General features: G+C 44.2%; 19 protein-coding genes and 1 tRNA gene. 6 read left to right on the top strand and 14 right to left on the bottom strand.

What is annotated here, in order from left to right; translation table 11 throughout:
* The 4 genes from Xmir_RS14225 to tesA form a co-directional block, all read right to left on the bottom strand.
* The gene (locus Xmir_RS14225; RefSeq protein WP_047964242.1) at window positions 1-930 is read right to left on the bottom strand and encodes an SPFH domain-containing protein; all 930 of its coding nucleotides are present in this window, start codon (window positions 928-930) and stop codon (window positions 1-3) included.
* Between the two features lie 47 nt (window positions 931-977).
* Window positions 978-1,856: a co-chaperone YbbN gene (locus Xmir_RS14220; RefSeq protein ID WP_099114878.1), complete on the bottom strand. Its 879-nt coding sequence runs from the start codon at window positions 1,854-1,856 to the stop codon at window positions 978-980.
* A gap of 91 nt (window positions 1,857-1,947) precedes the next feature.
* A complete protein-coding gene (locus tag Xmir_RS14215; protein ID WP_099114877.1) occupies window positions 1,948-2,724 on the bottom strand; it encodes an SDR family oxidoreductase in 777 nt (258 codons plus the stop codon).
* A gap of 162 nt (window positions 2,725-2,886) precedes the next feature.
* A complete protein-coding gene (gene tesA / locus Xmir_RS14210; protein WP_208620443.1) occupies window positions 2,887-3,519 on the bottom strand; it encodes a multifunctional acyl-CoA thioesterase I/protease I/lysophospholipase L1 in 633 nt (210 codons plus the stop codon).
* On the opposite strand from tesA, the gene ybbA reads away from it, so the two are divergent.
* Complete coding sequence (ybbA, locus tag Xmir_RS14205; protein WP_099114875.1) at window positions 3,490-4,176, top strand: putative ABC transporter ATP-binding protein YbbA; 687 nt, start codon at window positions 3,490-3,492, stop codon at window positions 4,174-4,176. The two genes, tesA and ybbA, sit on opposite strands and share 30 nt — an antisense overlap.
* The gene (gene ybbP, locus Xmir_RS14200; protein WP_099114874.1) at window positions 4,173-6,605 is read left to right on the top strand and encodes a putative ABC transporter permease subunit YbbP; all 2,433 of its coding nucleotides are present in this window, start codon (window positions 4,173-4,175) and stop codon (window positions 6,603-6,605) included. Before ybbA ends, ybbP begins: the two co-directional genes overlap by 4 nt.
* Window positions 6,606-6,694: 89 nt before the next feature.
* Here the strand turns inward: ybbP and Xmir_RS14195 are convergent, their stop codons facing one another.
* Genes Xmir_RS14195 through Xmir_RS14185 form a run of 3 tightly spaced genes read right to left on the bottom strand, consistent with a single transcriptional unit; the run spans window position 6,695 to window position 9,912 of the window.
* On the bottom strand, window positions 6,695-7,750 hold the full coding sequence (locus tag Xmir_RS14195) for an LLM class flavin-dependent oxidoreductase (protein WP_099114873.1): 1,056 nt from the start codon (window positions 7,748-7,750) through the stop codon (window positions 6,695-6,697).
* 41 nt (window positions 7,751-7,791) lie between these two features.
* The gene (locus Xmir_RS14190) at window positions 7,792-9,069 is read right to left on the bottom strand and encodes an MFS transporter (RefSeq protein ID WP_208620442.1); all 1,278 of its coding nucleotides are present in this window, start codon (window positions 9,067-9,069) and stop codon (window positions 7,792-7,794) included.
* Window positions 9,070-9,123: 54 nt separating this feature from the next.
* The gene (locus Xmir_RS14185; protein WP_244170937.1) at window positions 9,124-9,912 is read right to left on the bottom strand and encodes an outer membrane protein OmpK; all 789 of its coding nucleotides are present in this window, start codon (window positions 9,910-9,912) and stop codon (window positions 9,124-9,126) included.
* 336 nt (window positions 9,913-10,248) lie between these two features.
* Between Xmir_RS14185 and Xmir_RS14180 the strand changes: the two genes are divergently transcribed.
* Entirely contained in the window at window positions 10,249-10,860 is a 612-nt protein-coding gene (locus Xmir_RS14180) for a riboflavin synthase subunit alpha (protein WP_099114871.1), read from the top strand.
* Window positions 10,861-10,954: 94 nt separating this feature from the next.
* On the opposite strand, the gene purK is transcribed toward Xmir_RS14180, so the two are convergent.
* From purK to ppiB, 4 genes are all read right to left on the bottom strand, one after another.
* Window positions 10,955-12,022, bottom strand: a complete 1,068-nt coding sequence (gene purK / locus Xmir_RS14175) for a 5-(carboxyamino)imidazole ribonucleotide synthase (RefSeq protein WP_099114870.1) — start codon at window positions 12,020-12,022, stop codon at window positions 10,955-10,957.
* Complete coding sequence (gene purE / locus Xmir_RS14170; protein WP_244170941.1) at window positions 12,019-12,543, bottom strand: 5-(carboxyamino)imidazole ribonucleotide mutase; 525 nt, start codon at window positions 12,541-12,543, stop codon at window positions 12,019-12,021. The genes purK and purE overlap by 4 nt, the downstream gene beginning before the upstream one ends.
* 165 nt (window positions 12,544-12,708) lie before the next feature.
* Window positions 12,709-13,431, bottom strand: coding sequence for a UDP-2,3-diacylglucosamine diphosphatase (locus tag Xmir_RS14165; protein ID WP_099114868.1), 723 nt, complete (start codon window positions 13,429-13,431; stop codon window positions 12,709-12,711).
* Window positions 13,432-13,476: 45 nt separating this feature from the next.
* Window positions 13,477-13,971, bottom strand: coding sequence for a peptidylprolyl isomerase B (gene ppiB / locus Xmir_RS14160; protein WP_099114867.1), 495 nt, complete (start codon window positions 13,969-13,971; stop codon window positions 13,477-13,479).
* Between the two features lie 291 nt (window positions 13,972-14,262).
* On the opposite strand from ppiB, the gene cysS reads away from it, so the two are divergent.
* Window positions 14,263-15,645, top strand: coding sequence for a cysteine--tRNA ligase (gene cysS, locus Xmir_RS14155; protein WP_099114973.1), 1,383 nt, complete (start codon window positions 14,263-14,265; stop codon window positions 15,643-15,645).
* A 132-nt stretch (window positions 15,646-15,777) separates the two neighbouring features.
* Here the strand turns inward: cysS and sra are convergent, their stop codons facing one another.
* The 3 genes from sra to folD form a co-directional block, all read right to left on the bottom strand.
* Window positions 15,778-16,014 carry a stationary-phase-induced ribosome-associated protein gene (gene sra, locus Xmir_RS14150; protein WP_099114866.1) on the bottom strand — a complete coding sequence of 79 codons (237 nt, stop codon included), beginning with the start codon at window positions 16,012-16,014 and terminating at the stop codon, window positions 15,778-15,780.
* A 534-nt stretch (window positions 16,015-16,548) separates the two neighbouring features.
* Window positions 16,549-16,761, bottom strand: coding sequence for a ribosome-associated protein YbcJ (gene ybcJ, locus Xmir_RS14145; RefSeq protein ID WP_099114865.1), 213 nt, complete (start codon window positions 16,759-16,761; stop codon window positions 16,549-16,551).
* Window positions 16,761-17,636, bottom strand: coding sequence for a bifunctional methylenetetrahydrofolate dehydrogenase/methenyltetrahydrofolate cyclohydrolase FolD (gene folD, locus Xmir_RS14140; RefSeq protein ID WP_099114864.1), 876 nt, complete (start codon window positions 17,634-17,636; stop codon window positions 16,761-16,763). Before folD ends, ybcJ begins: the two co-directional genes overlap by 1 nt.
* A 193-nt stretch (window positions 17,637-17,829) precedes the next feature.
* On the opposite strand from folD, the gene Xmir_RS14135 reads away from it, so the two are divergent.
* Window positions 17,830-17,906: transfer RNA gene (locus Xmir_RS14135), tRNA-Arg, on the top strand.
* Window positions 17,907-18,071: 165 nt separating this feature from the next.
* Window positions 18,072-19,286, top strand: coding sequence for a tyrosine-type recombinase/integrase (locus Xmir_RS14130; RefSeq protein WP_099114863.1), 1,215 nt, complete (start codon window positions 18,072-18,074; stop codon window positions 19,284-19,286).
* Window positions 19,287-19,401: the final 115 nt, after the last annotated feature.

Below are 19,401 nucleotides of genomic sequence, written 5' to 3'. Positions count from 1 at the left end.
TTATTTATCCTGTTTGCTCTTTTTGCTTTCGCCAATTAATTCAGCAATACCACCGATGGCTCCCATCAAATTGCTGGCCTCAAGCGGCATCATAATAACTTTGCTGTTATTTGCTGCACCAATGTTAGTGAGGGCATCAGTATATTTTTGGGCGACGAAGTAGTTAATTGCCTGCATATCACCATCGGCAATGGCGTCAGAAACCATTTTAGTTGCACGTGCTTCTGCTTCTGCGGCACGTTCACGGGCTTCCGCTTGAAGAAAGGCAGATTGACGTTCACCCTCTGCTTTCAGGATTTGTGATTGCTTTTCCCCTTCCGCTTTCAGAATGGCCGCCTGACGAATACCTTCCGCCTCAAGAATATCCGCACGTTTGGTACGCTCAGCTTTCATCTGAGCATTCATCGCAGAGATCAGTTCCTTAGGTGGACGCACATCGCGGATCTCAATACGGGTGATCTTGACTCCCCAAGGGTTGGTGGCTTCATCAACGATTGTCAGCAGACGGCTGTTGATAGAATCACGCTGAGACAGCATTTCGTCCAGTTCCATTGAACCCAGCACGGTACGGAAGTTGGTCATCGTCAGGTTAATGATGGACAACTCCAGATTACTGACTTCATAAGCCGCCCGTACCGGGTCGACCACTTGAATAAAGCAGACTGCATCAATGGTCACGTTCGCATTATCGCGAGAAATGACTTCTTGTGATGGAATATCCAGAACTTGTTCCATCATATTGATTCTACGGCCAATGCGATCAACAAACGGCATGATGATATGCAGGCCGGGCGTCAATGTACGGGTATAACGCCCAAAGCGTTCAACCGTCCATTGATAGCCTTGTGGAACAGTCTTCACACAGGTAAAGACGATAACGACAGCAATAATGATGAGGATTGGTACCGCACCAAGAGAGAGTAAATCCATAAAAATTCCCTTATTTGTTAATTATGGAATATATAAGTTTTATTTACTTAATAGAGTAAGGAGTATACATGACGACGATATTTAGATGCCAGTACATCCCCGGTGCCCAGTGCAGAAATAATATCCATCATTGTCTTTTTCACTGCACCATCGGCAGCCGCAAGATCTTTTTTCAAAAAGCTGAACAGCAATTCAAGCGCTTCTTCATCACGACCGACTTCGTGTAATTTTGAGGCAAGTTGAATGGCGAGTTCTGCATTTTCTGGTTGAGTCGCCAACTCTTGCTGTAGTTGTCGAATCTCAGGTGAATCTGCGGCCTCTTTCTGGGACTTAATGTGTTCAAGTAACGTATGATAGCGTTCGTCTTGCTCTTCTAATGGAACGGTATCCAGCAATTTTTGGGCATCTTCAAGGTGATTGAGCAAAAGATACACTTGGGCTAACAATAAAGTAATCTCAGTATCTTGAGGCGTTTCTTTGTGAATTTCTTTCAGTAAAGACAATGCTTCCTGATTTTTGCCTTCGGCAAGAAGATCATCCACTTGCTCTAACGGTGATTTTTCCTCTTGGATCAGAAGCTGGGAAAAAATTTTTCTGATAGATTCATCTGTTTGAATGCCTTCAAAGCCTTGAACAGGCCGTGCTTCTTGCACAAACAGTACCGTAGGTAAACCACGTACCCCAAATTGTGCAGCGAAATGAGGAAGTTGGTCACAATTGACTTTAGCCAGAATAAATTGCCCGGCATATTCGTGTGCGATTTTATCAAGGGTCGCTTCTAATTCATGGCAATGCAGATTTTGCGGAGACCAAAAGTAGAATACGACGAGTTGGGTGAGTGAGTGCTGAACAATTTGAGCAATATTTAATTCATCAATATTAATGATATAGGCAGTACTATTGTTTGTATTCACTGTGGGTTCCATGGGCGTTTCTCTCTGATTCTTTGCTAGGCGATTACATGAATAAATAAGACCCGTTTGTACGTTTTTCAATGTCTATTCGCTTTTATTAATCTTAGCTTTGCCACCGTACAATTTTATCGAGCCATTTTTCCGGGAGTATACGACGCGACACTTTTACGGCGTGAGTTAATAATGTAACAGAATAACGTAACTTAGGGTTGGGACTTTCCAGGGCGTGAATCAGTTTCGACACAACATTTTCAGGCATCAGTGTAAAACGGCTGGCAAGGCTTGGATTTTCGACAGGATTATCCTGCTGCATTTGATTTACATTCTCCGTAAAACGTGTATTGATTGGGCCCGGCTCTATCAGGCTGACTTTAATGCCTGTTTTTGCCAGTTCTCCCCGCAAGGCATCTGACCATGCTTCGAGGGCATATTTACTGGCAGCATAGGCCCCACGTCCAGGCGTTGAAAGTAGCCCCATAACAGAACTGGTTTGGACAATCCGTCCTGCGCCATAAGCACGTATGGCTGGCAGTAATAAGCAGGTAAGTTGATGAGTACCAAAAAAATTTGTGGAAAATTGTTTTTCCATCTGTTCACGGGAAATGCTTTCTAATGGGCCATAAACGCCGAATCCGCCATTATTGAATAGCCCAAACAAACGGCCATTGGTTAATTCGATTACTGTTTTGGCTGCCCGGTCGACACTTTCTTTATCGTCTAAATCCAGTTCAATTGGTTCGAATCCTAACTCACGCATATGGGCCAAATCATCAGGCTTGCGGCAAGCGGCAAGCACACGGTAACCACGTTGATGGAGTGTTTTGGCCGCAGCTAACCCGATCCCACTGGAACACCCTGTAATAAGAATAGCTTTTTGCATAAATTTACCTGTTTATCTGCATTAATTTATGGAAATAAATGATTTACTATTGAGAAATATTTTGATTAAACGCCTACTCTCAGTAAGCATTTATTGTTGCAGATAGCCTGAATACTGACTGCGCACAAAACGACAAATAAAATAGCCCCTTGGAGTAAGCTATTAAGGGTGGTTGATATATGCCGACAGTTTGTTGGACATCCAATTAGCAATAAAAGGCTGCGCAGATTGGTTGGGGTGCAGCCCATCGTCTTGCATCCATTCTGGTTTAATAACAACGTGCTCCATGAAAAATGGTAGCAGAGGAATTTGGTTGCGTTCAGCCAGTGCAGGATAAATTTTTGCAAAGGATTCGGTATAACGTTTTCCATAATTAGGTGAAATCCGACCCTGCATTAACAGTGGTTGCGCGCCGGCTTGTTTGATCAAAGTAATGCCCTGTTGCAAATCTTGCTCTATGTTTTTAATGGGAAAACCACGCAATCCATCATTTGCACCAAGCTCTATCAGAACCCACTTGGGATTGTGTTGTTTCAATAATTCAGGCAGACGTTCAAATGCCTGTGCTGTCGTATTACCGCTGATGCTGCCGTTAACGATGGTTGTTTTTTTTCCGGCTTGCTGCCATTGCTTTGCCATTAGTCTGGGCCACGAATGTTCAACGGGCAGACGATATCCGGCACTGAGGCTATCACCCAATATCAGCAGGGTATCAGCCGCCACCGCTTTGGCGCTGCATAGAACCAACAATAAAAGGAAAAATACATGGCTGTAGAAAGTATTCTTGAAGTTCATCATCTCACTAAACATGTCGGTCAAGGGGAAGAGGTAATTAATATATTGCAAGGTATTGAGTTGGTTGTCGAGTCAGCGCAGACAATTGCATTAATTGGTGAATCAGGATCGGGCAAATCAACCCTTTTGGGCATTATTGCCGGACTGGATGATGGTAGCGGGGGAGAGGTTCACCTGTTGGGGCAAAATATCAGCCGCATGAATGAAGAAGAGAGGGCGCAATTAAGGGCAGAAAATGTTGGTTTTGTTTTCCAATCGTTTATGTTGATCCCTACTTTGAACGCGTTAGAGAATGTCCAGCTTCCTGCGTTGCTGCGTGGTGAGTCAGAAAATCAAAGTCGTCAGCAAGCCATCGAATTACTTGAGCAGTTAGGATTGGGAAAACGTCTGAAACATATGCCAGCCCAACTTTCAGGCGGAGAACAGCAGCGGGTGGCTTTGGCCCGCGCGTTCTGTACCCGTCCCAAAATTCTGTTTGCTGATGAACCAACAGGTAACCTCGATCGCCAGACAGGTGATCGCATTGCTGATTTATTGTTTTCCCTCAATCATGATTACGCCACGACCTTGATTCTGGTGACCCATGACAGTCAACTCGCTGCCCGCTGTCAGCGTCGTTTACGTTTGGTGGATGGCAAATTGCGGGAGGAAGCATGATCTGGCGCTGGTTTTGGCGTGAATGGCGTACCCCGTCTCTTCTGATTGTCTGGTTGTCCCTGACATTGGCTGTCGCATGTGTGCTGGCATTAGGGCGGATTAGTGATCGCATTGATCAAAGTGTGCATTATCAGAGCCGTGACTTTCTGGCGGGCGATCTGGTCTTAAGGGCTTCGTATCCCGTTGATGAAGGTTGGCTTAAAAGAGCGCAGGAGCAAGGGCTGACACTGAGTCGTCAGCTCTCTTTTTCCACCATGACGTACGCGGGAGATATTCCGCAATTGGCTCAGGTGAAAGCGGCTGATGATCGTTATCCGTTGTATGGAGAGCTGGAAACCTACCCGCGGGGGTTAAAACCGGAAAAAGGTTCTGTGCTGGTGCCGCCGCGATTGCTGACATTATTGGGTATTAAAGTCGGGGATGAAATTGACGTGGGGGATACCACACTAAAAGTGAGCGGAGAATTGCTGCAAGAGCCTGACAGTGGCTTTAGTCCATTCCAGATTTCTCCCCGAATCTTAATCAATATTGAGGATGCCAAAGCGACAGGGGCAATCCAACCGGGTAGCCGATTGACTTATCGCTATATGTTTTCGGGTTCTCCACCGGCTATCCAATCCTTCCAGCAATTCGTTGATCCGCAATTAAAAGCAGATCAACGTTGGTTAACGCTAAAACAGGATAATAGTGCATTAGCGCAATCTATTGAGCGTGCCCAGCAATTTTTACTCTTATCAGCCTTATTGACGTTATTGCTTGCCGTGGCTGCGATGGCGGTTTCCATGGCGCATTATTGCCGCAGCCGACATAATTTAATTGCCATCCTGAAAACATTGGGAGCAGGGCGTTGGGCTTTGCGGCAGTGGATTATTGGGCAATGGCTGGTGATCTTGCTGGCAGCGATTGTGGTGGGTTCTGTTTTAGGTCTGATTTTTGAGTCTGCCTTGATTCGGATTTTGGCTGGAATGCTGCCTAAGATGTTGCCGGAAGCGGGAATATGGCCGTGGATATGGGCGATTAGCACCTTGTTTGGTATTGCCTTGTTGGTGGGAATTCGCCCTTATCGCCAATTAATGGCTACCCAGCCTTCACGCGTATTGAGAAGTGATGTTACTGCGACTATCTGGCCATTGCGTTACTACCTGCCAGCAGTAGCCTTGATGGTGACAGGAGGGTTGGTCTTACTGGCAGGAACTAAGCCTCTGTTATGGTCATTGCTGGCGGGAGTACCCGTTATCGCATTATTATTGGCGCTGTTGGGATGGGTCGGCTTATGGATCTTGCGCCGCGTGACATTCAGCCAATTAAGCCTGCGTTTGGCCGTTAATCGTCTATTATGCCGCCCATTTCAGACCATGACACAATTGGCTGCATTTTCACTGTCATTTATGCTGTTGGCCTTGCTTATTATGGCAAGGGGAGATTTATTGAATCAGTGGCAACAACAGTTGCCGCCTGATAGCCCAAATTATTTCCTGCTTAACATAACTAAACCGCAAATTGCCCAGGTTAATGATATGTTGAACAAATATCAGGTCAAACCCACTGAGTTTTACCCTGTGGTGTTGGCGCGCCTGACGGAAATAAATGGTCAATCATCCATTGAATGGGCCGATGAAAAGCATCCCAATAGTACAACGGTACGTCGCGAACTGAACTTAACATGGAAATCAGAATTACCGCCTTTTAATACCCTCGTTGAGGGAACATGGCCACCGAAGTCAAACGAAGTTTCCATGGAACAGGGGGTTGCTGAACGGCTACAAATCAATGTGGGAGATAAACTCTCATTCACCGGTGATACCCGGATATTCCAAGCTACGGTAAGCAGTATTCGTAAGGTGGATTGGGAAAGTGTGAATCCGAACTTCTTTTTTATCTTCTCTAAAGAGACATTGGAAAATCAGCCGGCAATGTGGCTGACCAGCTTCCATTATGAAGGTGATGGGCGGTTGCTGACGGAGATTAACCGGCATTTCCCGACAATCAGCATGTTAGATGTTGGTTCGATAATCAAACAGATACAAGGTATTTTGCAGCAAGTTAGCAAGGCGTTGGAAATCATGGTCGTTCTGGTTATGGTTTGTGGCGGATTGTTATTACTGGCGCAAATTCAGGTCGGTATGAGCCAGCGCCAGCTTGAATTGGTGGTATACCGTACATTGGGGGCGAGCAAAAAACTTCTGCGCCGTACACTGTGGAGTGAATTTGCATTGCTTGGCTTTATGGCGGGGGTGGCTGCGGCATTTGGTGCAGAAATTGCACTCTGGTTATTGCAAACCCAAGTCTTTAATTTCCCATGGCAACCACAATGGCAGATGTGGATTTTACTTCCCATGATTAGCAGCTTACTGCTTTCATTATGTGGAGGTTGGTTGGGGCTCCGGTTATTGCGGGGACAAGGGCAATATCGGCGCTTGCCTGAATAATTTCTGCATATTTTCGGTTTATCATTAACAATGATGAAATAAACCTCGTTTGAAAAAACGAGGTTTATCAGCAAACTGGCTGGAAACTATCAGGCAAATTCCTCTCTTAATTTAGGCAGGAGCTGATCCCCGAAAACCTTTAACCCCTTTATGTAATCGGGGAAAATCAACATAACACCATCCAAGTCACAAGTACGAATTAAATCAACCAATTGCTTGTAGCAGGTATCTGGCGTACCAATGGCAGTATGGGTCATAAAGGCGTTTTGTGAGCGCTCTACCATCGCATTACTTTTTCCATCCATATCGACGCCAAAACTGCGCATCATATTTTTGACGGCTTCCACATCCAACCCTTGACGGTAGAACTGGGCAAGGGTTTCTGCATAGGCATCGGTTTCGGCACAAATGACGGTACACATACAGAATGTTTTGGTGGTTGTGTTGTATTCGGCGGCGATACGCTTTGCAGTTAAACTGATATTGCGAGTTTCTGCCTCATCCTTGCCACCGATAAAACAAACATCGGTGTGGCGTACACTGAAACGCAGCCCTTGCTCGGACTGGCCGGCACAAACTAAATAAGGACGCGGAAGGGAAAGCGGTTTGGGCTCAGAAACACACTGTTTTAAATGAAAATAAGTGCCTTCATGAGTGACTTGTTTTTCACGCCAAAGTCGTTTGATCAACTGAGTCCACTCTTCAGTCATGGCATAGCGTTGGTCATGATCCAAACTGCCATCCCACTCACCCATTTGTTCAAATTCATCCCTGAATGAGCCGGAAACAATATTCAGCCCGGCGCGTCCCTGGCTAATATGATCCAGAGTGGCGATCATTTTAGCGGTGACTGCCGGATTATGTAGCCCGGCGTGGACTGTAGCGATCAATTTTGCGCGGTGGGTAACTTCGGCAATGCCGGCCATCATGGTGACAGATTCAAGTGAGCAGCCCCAATGATCTGTTTCACCACCGAATCCACGCCATTTACCCATGGACATAATGAAATCAAGGCCAATCTGGTCAGCCAGAATGGCAGCCTCACGGTTTTGTTTATAAGACGCATCCAGTGGTGGCGTGTTTTTGGAGATGATCCACCCACCTTTGGCGATGGGCAGAAATACACCGAACTCTTTCTTTGGCATCACTATTTCCTTGTTTATTGTTGTTTCAGTTCATTTTGGCCCTATTCAGTAAATTGAGTGTCTTCGATTGAGCGCTTTTTCATTTTCTGAGCAGGTGGTTTCATCATCAATGTTACGACAAGAACAACAAGTACGGGGATAGCAATAATTAAGAATGCTGAAGTAAAACTACCTGAATAATCTTTGAGGGCACCGGCAAAAAAAGGTGCCAGACACGCCAGTGTAGAAATCAGGTTCATGATTGAGAACAGTTCCAGATAAGGCTTGCGGCCAAAATAGTTAGCCAGCAATACACTGGAAGCGAGGAACGTCATCCCGTAGCCCATGCCGACAAACAGGGTAAATGCAATCAAGAACGGCCATGAAGAAGCGATACTCAGTGCAATCAGGCCAAGAATGATGATAGTCAGGCTGCCAATAAGTAATTTTTTCGGATCTATCCATTCCCCGACGGCACCACCGGCCAATCGGGAAAAGGCATTAATAAAAGCCATCGTGCTCAGTAGCCCTGCGGCAATGGCTTCGCTGAAACCATTTTCGATAATATGGGCAACTGCAAAGCTATTGACCGTGATACCACACCATAAAAACGCAGTATAAGTGGCTGCAATCACGTAGAATTGCCATGTCCGCAGTGCCTGATGCGCAGTCCAGCGCTGCTTAGTGCGATAAATACCGGAGGTATCCTGGCTGTTATGTTTTTGATTTACGGCCTTGGCGTGGGCAATTTCCCGTTTTCCTTCCCGAAGGGTAATAATCGTCAGGATAACGAAAATGGTGAGTACAATGGCAGAAATCATCCAGTGCATCCGCCACGTTCCCCAAATCCGGGTTGCCAGAAAATAGATCCATGGGCCAATGACGCCGCCCAATCCACCAATCGTGAAATAGAAGCCAAAAGCAAGAGATTGCTTCTCATATAATCGCGAAATCACATAAGTGCCCGGAACGGTAGCCAAAAAGGTAAAACCGATGCCGATTAAAGCCGTACCAATAAAATATGATGAAATAACATGTGTGTGATAAAGGTTGTAGAAACCAGCCAGAAAAATCAGCAGGCCAATGAACAAAGTAAATCGAACACCAGCCTTACGGATGAATATCGTTGGCAAAAAACTGGATAGCCCGCAGGTCAGCCCAAGCAGGGTGAAGCCTAACCCGGCATTCGTCCAACTCCAGCCCAGTTCATAAATCATGCTGGGCAGGACAACACCCAATGACGTAAAGGTCGTTGCTGTGGATAAAAAATAGACCATGCCTAAGAGTATCAGCAAAAACCACTGATAAGTACGCCCGAATTTGTCGTGTTGAATGGACATTGTGACCCCATCAAGGATATAAACCATTAAAAACGGCACTATTTTATGTGTTTATTAGAAAAAGCTGTATCGAATAAACACCCCGTAGCTAAATTGATTCGTGCGAAAATCAGATGTATCTTTTATTTTGTACTTATTTTTAACCGGATTCACAACCATCCCTGTCCATAAATGGCCGGGCTGATACCCTAATTTTTTTCCCAAGTCGTAATGTAATTCAGGCTTGAAATCGATCATTTCAGGATTATCGCCTAACCCCAATGTATAGTCGAAAGTTCCGACGATGCGGAAATCCCCCAATTGGTTGCTGAAAGGAATACCATAATCAATGTGGATGCGCTGATCATCCCAACTCCCTTTGGCATTATTTTCAAAATAAAAGATAGTACGCAACCAGCTGAACCCGCCCACTTGCCAATCAAGACTGATACCGGGGAAATAATCATGTCTTACGTTCTTGGTTTTAGCAATCCACTGAGCAAACAGCACATCTTTTAATGGGCCATAGGAAAAATCATATCCTGTGATTTTACTGGCACTGAATCTTGGTACGAACTTATAGTAATAGGTGCTCTTATCGCCTTTATAGTCATGTTGCAGTGAGTTTTGCCAAATACTGTAGACATACATATCGCCGATTTTGTAATCACCAAAAGCTTCTACAATGGGAGAAATGGTTTTCTGGGGAGCAACTTTGTTTTCGAATTGAAAGTAGAGGCTGGTATCAACTGATTGAAAATTGACAAAATCACTTGCTTGGACGCCATTGGCAATGGATAGCAATAAGGAAGGAAATAAACCCATTTTAATTATATGGTTTTTTAGCTTGTTGATAAATTGCAAATGATTTCTCCTTTCACGTTATGGCAGAGCGACGGACAGTAGCATCGTGCTAACAGGGTAATTTTGTCAAAGTTTTTTTATTCCTGAAAAAACAAAATAGCTTAAAAATATTATTCATATAAAAAGAAAAGTAAATAAATGATTTTTATAAGGTGGCTTTTTTTTAATTTTTTAATTACAAAGATAGTTTTAGTGCTAATTAGCGCATAGTGTTACTGTATATATTACTAAGCAAGAGCATGTCACAATTATTTAATTATCATTAAATAAAACCTATAAATCATGATAAAAAGATTGTGTTTGAAATAACATTATATTTAGCAGAAGAGAGGAATTATGTATACAGGCATTGTACAAGGTAAAGAGAGCGTATTATCACTCAATAAAAATAACGGATTCAGTACGCTGATTGTTAGCAATCACAATCATTTTTTTGATGATGTTACTGTCGGAGCCAGTGTCGCCATTGATGGCACATGCCTGACTGTCACCCAATTCAGTGGAGATCGCGTTTCTTTTGATATTTCCGATTTCACTGCTGACACCACTACGTTAAAGTTTCTTTCGATTGGTGATGAGGTCAACATTGAACGCTCACATCAGATGAATAAAGAAAATGGCGGGCACAGTCTTTATGGGCATATAGAGGGTATGGCAGAAGTCGTAGAGTTTACTGCAACAGGTGAAACCTACCAGCTAGTTATCCGGATCCCTCAAGACAATATTAACTATTTCTTCCTGAAAGGTTTCATTGGGCTTCATGGTTGTAGTTTAACTATCAACGGAATTGATGAAGAAAACAAGACGATGACTTTAAACCTGATCCCGGAAACGTTAAGGATGACGAACCTCAGTAAGATTAAAGTAGGTGATTTTCTCAATTATGAAATCGATCAGACGACAAGAACGATTGTGGATACTCTTACCAGGACACTATCAAGAAAATAATAGTGGGTGATAAAAACAAAATAGGAAGCGGTGATAATTACCGCTTCCTGACAATGGTTTTGCTATTCCTCTGTTATGGAATATGGAAAGCTGATCAACTTAATTTATTTTGTGCCCATTCCAGACCGCTTTGGTACTCTGCCGGCAATAATGGCGCTAACGTTTGCAATGCCATTTTCAAGGTATCCCGATCAGAATGAACCAAATTCAAATGTCCTACCTTACGAACCGGACGAACTTCCTTTTCATACCAATGTAAACGAACCAACGGTAACCTGAGCCACGCGGGATTTACCTCTGTGCCGATCAGATTGATCATAATGGATGGAGAAAATATTTCTGGCTGAGGCATGGGCAGATCCAGAATTGCCCGTAAATGAAGTTCAAACTGGCTGATAGAAGCACCATTTTGTGTCCAGTGACCACTATTATGAACCCGGGGTGCCAGTTCGTTGATCAACAAATTATCACCGACAATAAAGCATTCCATCGCCATCACACCGATATAATTCAGGTGATCCATGATGGTAGCCAGCATTTTTTCTGCTTGTTGCTGTAATTTCTTATCCGTATCAGGCAAAGCAACACTGGTACGCAAAATGCCTTCCTGATGCAGATTGTGAGTCAGCGTATAAAATACCGATTCCCCTTGGGCATTACGGGCACCCACCAGAGAAACTTCCCCTGAAAACGGGATCCCTTTCTCTGCAATACACTCACCATAAATTTCAGGTGGTAATTCTGCTTCATCACCCGGTCGTATACGCCACTGACCACGCCCATCATAGCCGCCCGTCCGGCGCTTAACGATGATGAAGTCACCTAATTCAGCGAACAGTTGTGGCCATTGGCTTGGGTCGGAAAGCAGTTTCCAGGGGGCTGTTGCCAGACCCAACGTATCCATCAATTGTTTTTGTGGCAAGCGATCGGCCAATTGCGGGAAAATATCGCGATTAATAAAAGCATTGTGATGTGCCAGCTCGCGAGTTAACGCAGTTTCCGGCCAACGCTCGATTTCTGCGGTAATCACACTGCTCTGATAAGGCACTGCTTCTGGCTCTGCATCCAACCCGACGGGGTAAACTGCAATCCCCAATGGCTCACCGGCTTGACGCAACATCCGGCCCAACTGACCATTACCCAATACACAAACAGGCTTCATGCACCCTCCCGTGGATCAGGATTCTCCAAAACATCCTGTGTTTGTGCTTGACGCCAGCCTGACAGACGCTGAAACAGGGCATCATCATGCAGAGCCAGCACCTGGGCTGCCAGCAAGGCTGCGTTTGCGGCTCCGGCTTTACCTATAGCCAATGCGCCAACAGGAATACCCTTTGGCATTTGAACGATCGAATACAGGCTATCGACACCACTCAGCGCGGCGCTTTGCACCGGAACCCCAAACACAGGCACTAAGGTTTTGGCTGCCAACATTCCCGGCAAATGTGCTGCACCTCCTGCACCCGCGATAATCACATCAAAACCGTTTTCTTTCGCGTGTTCGGCAAAATGAAAAAGTTTATCGGGGGTTCGGTGTGCCGAAACAACCTCAACATGGAAAGGAATATCAAGAGAGGTCAAAATATCGGCTGCGTGCTGCATGGTCGCCCAATCACTTTTTGAACCCATGACAATGGCGATTTTGGCGTGGTGCTGCGTCTCTATTTCTGTTGTAGAAGTCATAGCTGTTGTGGGATCAGAGCTGGCCGTCATAAATCAGATGCTCCTGTATAGAGTGTCTACCAGAACAAGGTGATGTTTAAGGCGACGGATCATATCACGCGAATTGCACAAGGAAAACGTTTGCGTTACCTGATTTGTCTATTTTTCCAAAATAAATAACGCAATTCAAAATGGGAAAGATATCAACTCAATGGATGTTTCTGTGACTTTAAACATCGAACCGTGATGATGCCATGCGCCCAATACACCGCGATGCACCGCTTTATTATCGATTTGAAGATCATGTATTGCCGGGCGATGGGTGTGCCCGTGAATCATCCAATCGGCCTGATGTTTTTCAAAGTGTTCGATAACGGTTTGTTGATTGACATCCATGATGGATTCAGACTTCTGGGTGTTGGCGTATTGGCTGCCCGCCCGCATTTTGGCAGCGATTTTCAACCGGATGAATAAAGGAAGAAGTAAGAACAGACGTTGAATCCACGGAGTGTGTACCCGCTTGCGATACTGCTGATAACCAATGTCATCAGTGCATAGTGTATCGCCATGCAGAATTAAAATACGCTTGCCATACAATTCCAGCACGTTTTCCTGTGGCAGTAGGATCAAACCGCTCTCTTTGGCAAAGCAGGAGCCCAGCAAGAAATCACGATTACCGTGAATGAAATAACAGGAAATCCCTTTCTGTTTCAGTTCATTGAGTGCGTGGGCAACTTTAGTATGTAGAGGGTTGGGATCATCATCACCAATCCAATAATCAAAAAAATCACCAAGGATATAAAGACGCTCAGCATGGATTGCTTCTTCACGCAAAAAACGAAGAAAACCGGCAGTAATTGCCGGTTCTTGCTCACTGAGATGTAAATCTGCAATAAACAGTATGCTCATGTAACGATTAACTATTCTCTGACAGTTATTATTATCTAACAGTCATTATTCGCTAACGGTAACGCGTTCAATGATCACATCTTCGCGTGGTACATCTTGGTGCATACCGCTGCGGCCAGTGGAAACGCCTTTGATTTTGTCAACCACATCCATGCCTTCAACCACTTCGGCGAATACGCAATAACCCCATCCATCAGGACGTTCTGAACGGAAGTTCAGGAAATCGTTATCAACAACGTTGATGAAGAACTGGGCAGTTGCAGAGTGCGGATCATTGGTACGCGCCATTGCAAGGGTACCACGGCTGTTTTTTACGCCATTGTTTGCTTCGTTCTTGATAGGATCTTTTGTCACTTTCTGCTTCATACCTGGTTCAAAGCCACCGCCTTGAATCATAAAGCCATTGATCACACGATGAAAAATTGTGTTGTCATAAAAGCCTTCAGAGCAGTAATTTAAGAAGTTTTCAACAGTTACCGGCGCTTTATCCGCGAAGGTATTGATCACGATATCGCCAAAGTTGGTGTGGAAAGTCACCATAATAAAAATCCTAATAATAGTTTTGATTGACCCTGTATTCTAGGGGGTTCGGAACAACCGCTGTTATATCATATATGAGATTTTGAGTCAGTACTCTGAAAGCGCATCGAAATAAGGTGATTTGCGGCACTTGCAAAGCACTGCATATCAAGGTGAAATACTTTGTCTGGCTTCTCTATATTCTGGTTTATTTATATCGCTGATAAAGAGGCCTATAATCAGCGAATTCATTCTATTTTATACACGTATATCTTTAATACACGTACATCAATTTTTACGGAAAACCCCCCGATGCTAAAAATTTTCAATACTCTCAGCCGCCAAAAAGAAGAATTTAAGCCGATTCATGAAGGGAAAGTGGGCATGTACGTGTGTGGCATTACCATTTATGATTTGTGTCATATTGGTCATGGCAGAACGTTTGTTGCATTTGATGTTATTGCCCGTTACCTGCGTTATCTGGGATACGATCTCACCTATGTCCGTAACGTCACTGACGTGGATGATAAAATCATCAAACGTGCAATTGAAAATAATGAAAGCTGTGACGATTTGACCACACGCATGCTGGCAGAAATGCACAGTGATTTTGACGCGCTGAATATCCTACGCCCGGATTTAGAGCCTCGTGCCACGCAGCATATCGCAGAGATTATTGAAATCGCGTCAGCGCTGATTCAACGTGGGCACGCTTATGTTGCGGCGAATGGCGATGTGATGTTCTCCATTGATACCAATCCTGATTACGGTTTGCTTTCCCGTCAGGATCTGGAGCAATTACAAGCTGGAGCGCGTGTTGAAGTCGCAGATGTAAAACGTAATCCAATGGATTTTGTGTTGTGGAAAATGTCCAAGCCGGGTGAGCCTAGCTGGGAATCTCCGTGGGGAGCGGGTCGTCCGGGTTGGCATATTGAATGTTCTGCCATGAACGGCAAAACGCTTGGTCACCATTTTGATATTCACGGCGGCGGCTCTGATTTGATGTTCCCGCACCATGAAAACGAAATCGCGCAATCCACCTGTGCTCATGATGGCCCTTACGTTAATTACTGGATGCACTCTGGCATGGTCATGGTGGATAAAGAGAAGATGTCCAAGTCTTTGAACAACTTCTTTACTATCCGCGACGTGCTGGAATATTACGATGCTGAAACTGTGCGTTATTTCTTGCTGTCTGGTCATTATCGTAGCCAATTGAACTACACAGAAGAAAACCTGAAACAGGCTCGTACTTCCCTTGAGCGTTTGTATACTGCTCTGCGCGGTACAGATAAAACCGCTCAACCGGCTGGTGGAGAAGCATTTGAAGCTCGTTTTACTGAAGCGATGAATGATGATTTTAATACACCAGAAGCGTATTCAGTCCTGTTTGATATGGTTCGTGAGATCAACCGCCTGAAGGCAGAAGACGTTGCTGCGGCGAATGGTCTGGCGGCTGAATTGCGTAAGCTGGCGGGAATTCTTGGTCTTTTGGAACAAGATCCTGAACACTTCTTGCAGGGCGGCGCGCAAGCGGACGATGACGTAGCTAAAATCGAAGCACTCATCAAACAACGTAACGATGCCCGTAAGAGCAAAGAGTGGGCATTGGCAGATGCGGCGCGTGATCAGTTGAATGAAATGGGCATTGAGCTGGAAGATGGCCCACAGGGAACAACCTGGCGTCGTAAGTAACCGATTTTTGATTGATTGAACGTTGTTATATCTCAGAACCGCCCTTGATATGGGCGGTTCAACTTTTTTGGATTTACGTTTTTACAGCAATATTTTTATTTGCAATACATGAGCGGAATAAAAACGTCAGATTTATCGATGAGTATTCAGATAATCAGGATAGAAAGCATTTCCAGTGTGATACGTGGTTTTTCCAGAAACTGAGTCTCGTTTCATGGCAACAAAAGAAGCATTATTGAGATGTTCTGGTACTTGATGTGTGCTATCACTGGAAGCAAGATTAAGAAGAGAAATTGTCACTCTACGTTTAGAGTTACTTAATTTATAAGACATACCCAACAACCTTCTTGCAGCTCGATTACTTAACATAATTAACCCCGTTTCAGTTGTACGTAAGCTTCCCAGTATAGCAACTTATTAGAAAATCAAAACATTGCTGGTATGATTGTTTATCGAGATATCGTCAGCATCACATATTTTGTGGATAAAACCAGATGAATCTATTGCCAGTAACTATTGCCAGTAACTATATATTGCCAGTAACATCAATATCATGATGCCTATTTTTGAGTGAAGCCTGTTTATCCCAGATAGCAACAGCAAGGTCTTATATTATTAATATTATATTTATTTAACAGCTCCTTAATATTGTTAAATAGTTTTTGAAGTTTTACACTGCGATTTTCCCAATAGAGTATTTCTCTTGCATTTATTCTTGGCTTAATATTTTCAGGATCTTTTCTTGGTATTCTTTTGATTTTTTCTAATATATTACGTTGTAAATCAGGTTGATGAAAAAATCATTGCCATTTATAGCATGAAAAAAAGCACCTGAATTTATACATTTCAGGTGCTTTTTTCGAAAAGATAGTCTTAGTGGTAATTGTTACCTACTCTACTGAGTTACTCTTCAACGCGAACAGATTCGCCATTAAAGGTTACAACTTTACCCGCAGTAATTTTGCAGCGCTTGCGTGTCTCAAGTTGACTATCAACCTGTACCAAACCTTCTGCAATCATAGCCTTTGCCGCTGCACCACTTTCGCACCACCCTTGTAATTTCAGCAGGTCGCATAATTCGACATAAGGGTGACTATCTAAATAAAAAATTTCCATCAGTATCCTTCAGTTGTATCTACATCATGGTATTCCTCGCAAGCCTGCAAGGTATTTTGAATCAATGTTGCAACAGTCATTGGGCCAACACCGCCCGGAACAGGAGAGATCCAGCTAGCACGTTCCGATGCGTTATCGAAATCTACATCACCAATGACTTTGCCATTTTCCAGCCGATTAATACCAACATCAATCACAATCGCGTCTGGTTTAATCCATTCACCGGGAATAAAATTTGGTTTACCGACAGCCACGACCAATAAATCTGCTTGTTCAACATGCTGGCGTAAATTTTTGGTAAAGCGATGAGTGACCGTCGTTGTACAGCCAGCCAATAGCAACTCAAGGCTCATTGGACGCCCGACGATGTTGGAAGCGCCGATAATAACGGCATTTAGGCCATACGTATTGATATTGCAGCGCTCGAGCAGCGTAACAATCCCACGGGGGGTACAAGGGCGCAGCTTCGGCGCTCGTTGGCACAGACGGCCAATATTATAGGGATGGAAACCATCGACATCCTTATCGGGATGAATACGTTCCAATACTTTGACATTATCAATGCCGGCAGGTAAGGGAAGTTGCACCAAAATACCGTCGATTTCAGTATCGGCATTCAGGTTATCGATCAGGGAGAGTAATTCGGCTTCGCTGGTGGTATCAGGCAGGTCATAAGAGCGGGACATAAAGCCGACTTCTTCACAGGCCCGGCGTTTGCTTGCGACATAAATCTGAGATGCAGGGTTTTCTCCCACTAAAACGACGGCAAGACCCGGCGCTCGTTTTCCGGCAGCTACACGCTGTTTAACTCTTTCTGCAACTTCACTTCTGATTGTCTGCGCAATCGTTTTCCCATCAATAATTTTTGCTGACATGTATTTAAGATTCCATCATCAAGTATAGGAATAGGGGCTATTTTGTCAGAACATAAACCGTCTGTCAGTTTTATTAATAGTCATAAAATGAACATACGAACGAAAAGGGCATTGACTCAGGCCATTATGCCCGTATAATCCGGTGCTGCATCAACGCATTAATGATGTTTCTTATTTACATATCGCACAAAATGCGCCCTTAGCTCAGCTGGATAGAGCAACGGCCTTCTAAGCCGTAGGTCACAGGTTCGAATCCTGTAGGGCGTACCATCCATTCATATCGTAACGTCTTCCGAAGTCTACAAAATCCCAATAAATACGCAGTGTTGGCCTTTTCCCGTTCTCCTATAGTCTAGTAAGATATGTTGAAATCTGCAGATCTCTGGGGGCATAATAGGGGGCATTGTTAGGTTCAATCAAAATGGATGCCCCCAAATGAAGTTGACAGCCAGACAGATAGACACCGCAAAGCCCAAAGATAAATCGTACAAACTCTCCGATGGTGGGGGCATGTACTTAGAAATTTTTCCGAATGGTTCCAAATGTTGGCGGTTAAAATATCGTTTTGTAGGTAAAGAGAAGCGATTAGCATTTGGTACTTATCCCACTGTAACGTTGGCAGAGGCCAGAAACAAAAGGGAAGACGCCAAAAAGATATTGGTAAATGGCGATGATCCAGGGCAAGTTAAAAAGCAGGAAAAAAGAGAAAAGGCTCTCATCGTAAATAACAGCTTCGACAAAATCGCCCTTGAGTGGCACGCTTACAAGGCTCCCAACTGGTCAAAGGGTTACGCAGAAGACCTTTTAGAAGGCTTCACAAAAGATATTTTCCCTTACATCGGTAAGCAAGCCATCACTGATATCAAACCCTTAGACATGCTTACAGTCCTGCGTAAAATGGAACAACGCGGTGTGCTCGATAAGTTGAAAAAAATCAGACAGGCATGTAACCAAGTTTTCAGATACGCAATTGTCACAGGAAGAGCAGAATATAATCCTGCTGCTGAACTGGCTGGAGCATTAGCAACACCGAAAGCCAAACATTTCCCACATTTGAATGTTGATGAATTACCCGCGTTCCTACAAGCACTTTCCCTCTATAGCGGAAGTAAGATTACTCAAATCGCTACCAAATTACTTTTACTTACGGGACTAAGAACAATAGAACTGAGAGCCTCTACTTGGGAAGAAATTGATTTCGATAAAGCAATTTGGGAAATCCCACAAGAACGCATGAAAATGCGTCGGCCTCATATTGTCCCACTTTCTGAGCAGGCTCTGGCTTTGCTGAGAGAGTTGAAGGCGATCACAGGCAGATTTAACTTTGCTTTTCATGGCAGGAATGATGCAGGTAAGCCAATGAGTGAAGCCGCTATTAATCAGGTTCTTAAACGTATTGGTTATGGTGGAAAAGCCACAGGTCATGGATTCCGCCACACCATGAGCACTATCTTACATGAACAGGGCTATAACACAGCTTGGATTGAAACACAGCTTGCTCATGTTGATAAAAACAGCATACGAGGCACTTATAATCACGCCCAATATCTGGATGGTCGTCGGGAAATGCTGCAATGGTATGCGGATTATATGGAAGCACTCGAATTAGGAGAGAATGTGATACATGGAAAATTTAAGAAACGTGCTTAACTGAATCAATATAAAATAATTAACCCGAATTCTGGATAAGGAATTGACGAGGGGCCTGTTCCAGGAGCAATGTTTTGGTGCACGCCGAAACAGCTCTGGGGAGGAACAGGCTATG

This window comes from Xenorhabdus miraniensis, assembly GCF_002632615.1.
Note: the sequence above shows the minus strand (reverse complement) of the source record. Positions and strands in the feature narration are given on the sequence as shown.